The organism is Intrasporangium sp. (assembly GCF_051961875.1).
GTDB lineage: Bacteria > Actinomycetota > Actinomycetes > Actinomycetales > Dermatophilaceae > Intrasporangium_A.
This window is the reverse complement of the sequence record NZ_JBQCCV010000087.1, coordinates 1-6,568: the sequence shown is the minus strand read 5'-3', so window position 1 is coordinate 6,568 and position 6,568 is coordinate 1. Positions and strand designations below refer to the sequence as shown.

Genomic DNA, 6,568 nt, shown 5'->3' with positions numbered 1-6,568 from the left:
GCGGTGGCGGTGGGATTTGAACCCACGGAGGAGTTGCCCCCTCACACGCTTTCGAGGCGTGCTCCTTAGGCCGCTCGGACACGCCACCGGGGGAGACCTTACCCGAGCCGCCTACCCTCGAAGAAATCGACGAGCAGCTCCGCCGCCTCCTCCGCGCGCACTCCCCCGACGATGTCGACGTTGTGGATCGCGAGGGGGTCGCGGGTCAGATCCCAGACCGATCCGCAGGCCCCCGCCTTCGGGTCCCAGGCCCCGAAGACGATCTGCTCGAGCCGGGCCGCGATCGCCGCACCGGCGCACATCACGCACGGCTCGAGCGTCACGACCAGGCGGCAGCCCTCGAGGCGCCATACCCCCATGCGCTGGGCCGCCTCGCGCAAGGCCACGATCTCGGCGTGACCCGTGGGGTCAGCCTGCTCCTCGCGGACGTTGTGGCCACGCCCGATCACCTCACCCTCCGGGGAGAGCACGACGGCGCCGACCGGCACGTCCTCGGAGCCGGCCGCGAGCTCGGCGAGCTCGAGGGCGGCCTCCATCCACTCCTCGTACGTCTCGGGCGGGACGGCCGTGGCGGCCTCGGCTGGCTGTCTCACGCGATAAGTTTCCCCCATGGACGTCCACGTCGCGGATCACCCGCTCATCGCCCACAAGCTCACCTACCTGCGGGACAAGCGGACCGACAGCCCGACGTTCCGCCGCCTCGCCGACGAGCTCGTCACCCTCCTCGCGTATGAGGCGACCCGCGAGGTCCGCACGGAGCCGTTCGAGATCGAGACGCCCGTCGCCGCGACGACCGGGATCAAGCTCGCCAACCCGAAGCCGATCATCGTGCCCATCCTCCGGGCCGGGCTCGGGATGCTCGAGGGCATGGTCCGGCTGCTGCCCAGCGCCGAGGTCGGCTTCCTCGGCATGATCCGCGACGAGGACACGCTCCAGGTCTCGGCCTACGCCAACCGTCTCCCCGAGGACCTGACCGGTCGCCAGGTCTTCATCCTCGACCCGATGCTCGCGACCGGGAACACCCTGGTCATGGCGATCGAGTACCTGCGCAGCAGGGGGGCGCGTGACATCACCGGGGTCTGCCTGCTCGCCGCACCGGAGGGCATCAAGCACGTCGAGACGGAGCTCGCCGACAGCGAGATCCCGGTCAAAATCGTCGTCGGCACGATCGACGAGCGGCTCAACGACAAGGGCTACATCGTTCCCGGTCTCGGTGACGCGGGAGACCGCCTCTACGGCGTCGTCTGACCGCGACACACCCCTCCAGCCTCCCCCGATCCGGGGCGTCGGCTCGGCAGACTCAGGGCGACCATGCCCTCTCGCGGTCCCCTCCCGCCGTCTGGAGTACCCCATGTCCAAGGTCAAGAAGATCGTCCTCTGGGTGATCGCCGCCTTCTTCGTCTACGCGATCTTCACGTCGCCGGACAAGGCGGCCGGCATCGTCCAGAACATCTGGGGCGTCGTCGTCGACGGCTTCAACGCGATCCTCCGATTCTTCGACTCCCTGCTGAACCGCGCCTGACCCAGGAGGCGGCCGATGAGCCTGCTCCGCCCCGACATCCCGACCGCGCTCGCCCCCTACCTCCTGCCGGGTGAGCGGGTGGTCGCCGCCGTGCACCAGCACTGGGCCCGGGTGGCCGAACCGGTCGCCACCGCCGTCGCCGGTCTCGTCGTGGCCCTCTGGGTGGACTCGAACATCACCGCATCCACCCAGTTCATCGCGACCGTCGTGTGGCTCGCCTTCTGCTTCCTCGTGGCCCGGGCCGGCTGGCGCGTCCTCGAATGGCGGCATGACTGGTTCCTCGCGACCGACAAGCGCCTCCTCCTCCGCTACGGGCTCGTCACGCACAAGGTCGCCATGATGCCGCTGCTCAAGGTCACCGACATGAGCTACGTCCGGTCCATCCCGGGCCAGCTGCTCGGTTACGGCCGGTTCATCATGGAGAGCGCCGGCCAGGACCAGGCCCTCAAGTTCGTCAACTGGGTGCCGAACCCCGACGAGACGTATCGCGCGATCTGCGCCGAGATCTTCCACGTCCGGCCCGTCGACCCGCTCGGGGAGAGCCTTCGGCGGGCGCAGGCCGAACCCGTGTCGAGCGCCGACGACCTGGACACGGGCTTCGATGCCGACGCCGATGACCTCGCCGACGCGGCTCTCGACGACGGCGAGGCCACGTTCTCCGGGACCCCGGCGGACTATCCAGACGTGCCGCCCATCCACAGCCCGGTGCAGGACCGGCTCAGCTCGTGGTCCCGGGCCGTGCCGATCCAGGGGGGCGAGCAGGTCTACGCGAGCGAGGACATCCGCGAGCGCCGCCGCGGCCCCCAGACGGGCCCGGTCTCCCAGCGGCCGACCCGGCGCCGCGACCGCGGCTCCGACCGCGACTCCGACCCCTACTCAGGCGACTGACCCCCGCGCAGGCTGTGGCCGGGCGCGCCGCCCGACCGGCCTTGGGGGCCAGAGGCCGCCGAGCCGGGTCTGCGGCTCTGCACTAGCGTGTAGCGGGTCGCCAACGCAGTCGCACGACCACCGGAGGCTCGGATGACCCTGCTACGGACCAAGTCGATCGAACAGACCCTGGCCGCCTCTGAGGAGGAAGGCCACCGCCTCAAGCGCAGACTCAGCGCCCTCGACCTCACCGTCTTCGGTATCGGCGTCATCATCGGCGCCGGCATCTTCACCCTGACCGGACGGGCCGCCCGCGACTACGCGGGGCCCTCGATCGCCCTGTCGTTCGTCATCGGCGCCATCGTCTGCGGGCTCGCCGCCCTCTGCTACGCCGAGTTCGCCTCGACGGTCCCGATCTCTGGATCGGCCTACACCTTCTCCTACGCCACCCTCGGCGAGCTCGTCGCCTGGATCATCGGCTGGGACCTGCTCCTCGAGATGATGCTCGGCGCGAGCGTCGTCGCCCAGGGATGGTCGGAGTACCTGGTCACCCTGCTCGGGCAGCTCGGCATCACCTGGCCACCATCGATCGGGCCCGGCTCTCACTTCGACCTGCTCTCCTTCGTCCTCATCGCCGGCCTCACCCTGCTCATCGCCGCGGGCATCAAGGAGTCGCTGCGGGTCAACCTCGTCCTCGTCGGGGTCAAGCTCTTCATCGTCCTGTTCGTCATCATCGCCGGCCTCTTCTACGTCAAGCGCGAGAACTGGTCGCCGTTCATCCCGCCGTCGTCCCCGGGCCAGGCCGCCTCGGGTCTGTCCACCCCGGTCCTCCAGTGGGTCTCCGGGATGACCCCGGCGACGTTCGGCGTGCTCGGCATCATGGCCGGCGCGGCGATCGTCTTCTTCGCCTACATCGGCTTCGACGTCGTCGCGACGACCGCCGAGGAGGCCAAGAACCCGCAGCGTGACCTCCCGATCGGGATCATCGGCTCCCTCATCATCTGCACGATCCTCTACATGGCGGTCTCGCTCGTCATCACGGGGATGGTGAAGTACCCCAACATCGACCCGAAGGCCGCGCTCGCCACGGCGTTCCTCGACGTGGGGCGGTCCGGCTTCGCGACCCTCATCTCCGCGGGGGCCGTGGCGGGCCTCACGACCGTGGTCATGACCCTGCTCATCGGCGCCACCCGCGTCACCTTCGCAATGAGCCGCGACCGCCTCCTGCCGGGCGGCCTGAGCCAGACCCACCCTCGCACCGGCACGCCGGTCCGGCTCACCCTGATCATCGGCATCGTCGTCGCCCTCGTCGCCGCCCTCACGCCGATCGGCAAGCTCGAGGAGATGGTCAACATCGGGACGCTGTCGGCGTTCATGCTCGTCTCGCTGGCGATCCCGGTCCTGCGCAAGCGCCGCCCCGACCTGAAGCGGTCGTTCCGCGTGCCCGGCAGCCCGGTCGTGCCGTGGCTCTCCGCGCTGTTCTGCCTCTACCTCATCCTCAACCTGTCGATCGAGACGTGGCTCCGGTTCATCATCTGGATGCTGCTCGGGTTCGCGATCTACTTCTTCTACTCGCGCTCCCACAGCCGGCTCGAAACGGGTGACGCGGCAGGCGCCCTCGACTCCGGGATGCCGCAGATGCTCGACGAGGGCTGAGTCCCAGCCACCACGAAGGGTCGGTATGCCGCTGAGCCGGGCTCAGCGGCATACCCCTTGGCGGCCGCTCGTCCCCGCGTACGGACCGCGCGGCCGGGCAGGGCGGTGGACCAGCCAGGTCGCTCACGGCCGTGCCGTTCGGTGGGCGAGGCCGCAACCCGTGGGCGCCGCCTGATGTGCTTGGCTGACGCCATGGATGACATCGCTGCCAACCTGCGTGCCGTCGAGGACCGGATCGCCGCCGCCTGCCGACGCGCCGACCGTGACCCGGCAAGCGTCCGGCTGCTGCCCGTCAGCAAGACGATGTCGATCGAGAAGATCCGCGCGGCTCATGACGTGGGCTGTCGGCGGTTCGGGGAGAACAAGGTCCAGGAGGCCTACGACAAGTGGGAGAGGCTGCGGGACGTCGACGGCATCGAGTGGGCCGTCATCGGGCACCTGCAGCGCAACAAGGCGCGGCTCGTCGCCGAGTTCGCCAGTGAGTTCCAGGCGCTCGACTCGCTCCGGCTCGCCAAGGAGCTCGACAAGCGGCTGCAGGCCGAGGGGCGCCGGCTCGACGTCCTCGTCCAGGTCAACTCGTCCGGTGAGGAGAGCAAGTTCGGGCTGCCGCCGGAGGAGGTCGTCGGGTTCGCACGGGAGCTGGGGGCGTTCGACTCGCTGCGGGTCCGCGGGCTGATGACGCTCGCGGTCTTCTCGTCCGACGAGGAGAAGGTGGCGGCGTGCTTCCGGCGGATGGTCGCACTGCAGGAGCAGCTGCGGCAGGCCGACGATGTCGGCGTCGGCGAGGGCTGGGCCGAGCTGTCGATGGGGATGTCCGGGGACTTCGAGCTCGCCATCGAGCACGGGGCGACGTGCGTGCGGGTCGGGCAGGCGATCTTCGGCGCGCGGCTCGACCCGAACGCCTACTGGCCCGGTGTGGGCGGGGGCAACTGAGCGACGAGTCCCTTGACGAGGTCGTCGACGCGCAGGTCAGCGGGCTCGGTGATCTTCGGGCTGAAGCCGAGCCGGACCACGACGAGCTTCGCGGACGGGACGACGACGAGCCGTTGCCCGTCATGGCCCCTGGCCGAGTAGGTGTCGGCGGGTAGGTCCGGGTCCACCAGGGTGCCGTCGGCCTGCCTGTTGGCCCACCACCCTGCGGCGTAGCCCTGCTCCTCGCTGCTCTGCACCGGCAGCGCCGTCGTCGACCGCTGCATCCAGCCCTCGGGCAGCAGGCGCCGGCCCTGCCACGCACCGTCCTGCAGCGCGAACTGGCCGATCGCCGCCCAGTCGCGGGGCGTGGCCCAGAGGTAGGAGCTGCACACCGGGGTGCCGGACTGGTCGGTCTCCCACACGGCGGACGACAGCCCGAGTGGCTCGAACAACTGCTGCCTCGCCAGCTGCGGGCCGAGCCCCGTGCGGTCCTTGAGCACCGAGCAGAGGATGTTCGTCGAGCCACTCGAGTACTGCTGGTGGGTTCCCGGATCCCGGCCGAGCGGTTGGCTTGCGGCGTAGCCACCCATGTCCGACTCGAGGTAGAGCATCTGGGTGATCGTCGTGCCGAGGTCGTAGTCCTCGTTCCACTCGAGGCCGCTCGTCATCCGCTCCAGCTGGTCGACAGTGATCGCCGCACGGCCATCGGTCCACTCCGGCCGGAGGTGGTCGTCGGTGACCCTGATCGTCGCCTGCTCGACGAGCCGCCCGAGCAGCAGGTTGGTCACGCTCTTGGCCATCGACCAGCCCAGCTGCGGCGTCGTGGCGGTGAAGCCGGGGGCGTAGCGCTCGGCGATGATCCGGCCGTCGTGCACGACGACCACCGCTCGCGTCCCCAGCGTGGCTCGGCGGGTCTCGGGCAGGTCGTCGCCGAAGGCGGCCGACAGGAGCCGGTCCAGCTCCGGGGTCAGCGTGGGAGAGGCACCACTGGCAAACGGGTTGGGGGTGCTGCTCACGGCCTGCTGCGACTCCGGGAACGCGAACGCGCTGGGCGCCCCGAGGGTGCACCCGCTCGCCGAGTAGTAGGCGGTCTGCCCGGCGAAGAAGCCGAGGACCGTCGACGTCACGTTGCTCCCATCCATCGCCGACATCGTCCGCAGGTAGGGCACGAGAGGGTTCGGCGGCAGGTCAGCCTCCGGATCGTTCCGGCCGGCGATGCCACGCACGGCGCAGTCGTTGTGCGCGGCATAGCCGGTCCCGGTGAGCAGGAGCGGCCGGACGTACCAGTAGCCGCCGCCGACGCTGACGAGGATGAGCGCGACAACCCCGAGCAGGACGCGGCGGGTCCAGCGGCGACGACCAGACATGGCCGGACGCTATCGTGCGATCGCAGGCAGGCTCCGGTGAACGACCACTATTGCTCGGGGCGCTATTTCGTCTGCAGGAGTGCTCGCCAGCGCCATACATCGGGGTCGTCCGGCGAAACCCCGTCCGTATGCCGCTCAGCCAGGCCGCACTGAGCGCGCGGTCCCGCGTGGGCGAGGTCGGCGGCATACCTCCTGGGCGGCGGAACGACCACTATCCGTAACCGCCGCGCCGGCTCAGCACGAG

The 6,568-nt window shown here is 70.0% G+C and carries 7 protein-coding genes and 1 tRNA gene; 5 read left to right on the top strand and 3 right to left on the bottom strand.

Translation table 11 applies throughout. From position 1 onward, the window contains the following. Position 1: 1 nt before the first annotated feature. Together ACTHJJ_RS05035 and ACTHJJ_RS05030 are read right to left on the bottom strand one after the other, a co-directional pair. Positions 2-88 (bottom strand) — tRNA-Ser (locus ACTHJJ_RS05035). A gap of 10 nt (positions 89-98) precedes the next feature. Next, positions 99-536: a nucleoside deaminase gene (locus ACTHJJ_RS05030; protein ID WP_440301842.1), complete on the bottom strand. Its 438-nt coding sequence runs from the start codon at positions 534-536 to the stop codon at positions 99-101. Positions 537-609: 73 nt separating this feature from the next. Between ACTHJJ_RS05030 and upp the strand changes: the two genes are divergently transcribed. The 5 genes from upp (at position 610) to ACTHJJ_RS05005 (ending at position 4,978) form a co-directional block, all read left to right on the top strand. Further along, entirely contained in the window at positions 610-1,248 is a 639-nt protein-coding gene (gene upp, locus ACTHJJ_RS05025; protein ID WP_440301841.1) for a uracil phosphoribosyltransferase, read from the top strand. A gap of 103 nt (positions 1,249-1,351) precedes the next feature. Further along, entirely contained in the window at positions 1,352-1,522 is a 171-nt protein-coding gene (locus tag ACTHJJ_RS05020; protein ID WP_440301840.1) for a hypothetical protein, read from the top strand. Between the two features lie 15 nt (positions 1,523-1,537). Next, on the top strand, positions 1,538-2,410 hold the full coding sequence (locus ACTHJJ_RS05015) for a PH domain-containing protein (protein WP_440301839.1): 873 nt from the start codon (positions 1,538-1,540) through the stop codon (positions 2,408-2,410). A 132-nt stretch (positions 2,411-2,542) separates the two neighbouring features. Further along, on the top strand, positions 2,543-4,045 hold the full coding sequence (locus ACTHJJ_RS05010) for an amino acid permease (RefSeq protein WP_440301838.1): 1,503 nt from the start codon (positions 2,543-2,545) through the stop codon (positions 4,043-4,045). Positions 4,046-4,237: 192 nt separating this feature from the next. Continuing rightward, positions 4,238-4,978, top strand: coding sequence for a YggS family pyridoxal phosphate-dependent enzyme (locus ACTHJJ_RS05005; RefSeq protein WP_440301837.1), 741 nt, complete (start codon positions 4,238-4,240; stop codon positions 4,976-4,978). On the opposite strand, the gene ACTHJJ_RS05000 is transcribed toward ACTHJJ_RS05005, so the two are convergent. Then, on the bottom strand, positions 4,948-6,324 hold the full coding sequence (locus tag ACTHJJ_RS05000) for a serine hydrolase domain-containing protein (protein WP_440301836.1): 1,377 nt from the start codon (positions 6,322-6,324) through the stop codon (positions 4,948-4,950). The genes ACTHJJ_RS05005 and ACTHJJ_RS05000 overlap by 31 nt on opposite strands. Between the last annotated feature and the right edge of the window lie 244 nt (positions 6,325-6,568).

What these genes read in the sequence shown, in the direction of transcription:
- ACTHJJ_RS05030 (WP_440301842.1), bottom strand. Translation starts at nt 536, where the DNA reads ATGGAGGCCGCCCTCGAGCTCGCCGAGCTCGCGGCCGGCTCCGAGGAC.
- upp (WP_440301841.1), top strand. Translation starts at nt 610, where the DNA reads ATGGACGTCCACGTCGCGGATCACCCGCTCATCGCCCACAAGCTCACC.
- ACTHJJ_RS05020 (WP_440301840.1), top strand. Translation starts at nt 1,352, where the DNA reads ATGTCCAAGGTCAAGAAGATCGTCCTCTGGGTGATCGCCGCCTTCTTC.
- ACTHJJ_RS05015 (WP_440301839.1), top strand. Translation starts at nt 1,538, where the DNA reads ATGAGCCTGCTCCGCCCCGACATCCCGACCGCGCTCGCCCCCTACCTC.
- ACTHJJ_RS05010 (WP_440301838.1), top strand. Translation starts at nt 2,543, where the DNA reads ATGACCCTGCTACGGACCAAGTCGATCGAACAGACCCTGGCCGCCTCT.
- ACTHJJ_RS05005 (WP_440301837.1), top strand. Translation starts at nt 4,238, where the DNA reads ATGGATGACATCGCTGCCAACCTGCGTGCCGTCGAGGACCGGATCGCC.
- ACTHJJ_RS05000 (WP_440301836.1), bottom strand. Translation starts at nt 6,324, where the DNA reads ATGTCTGGTCGTCGCCGCTGGACCCGCCGCGTCCTGCTCGGGGTTGTC.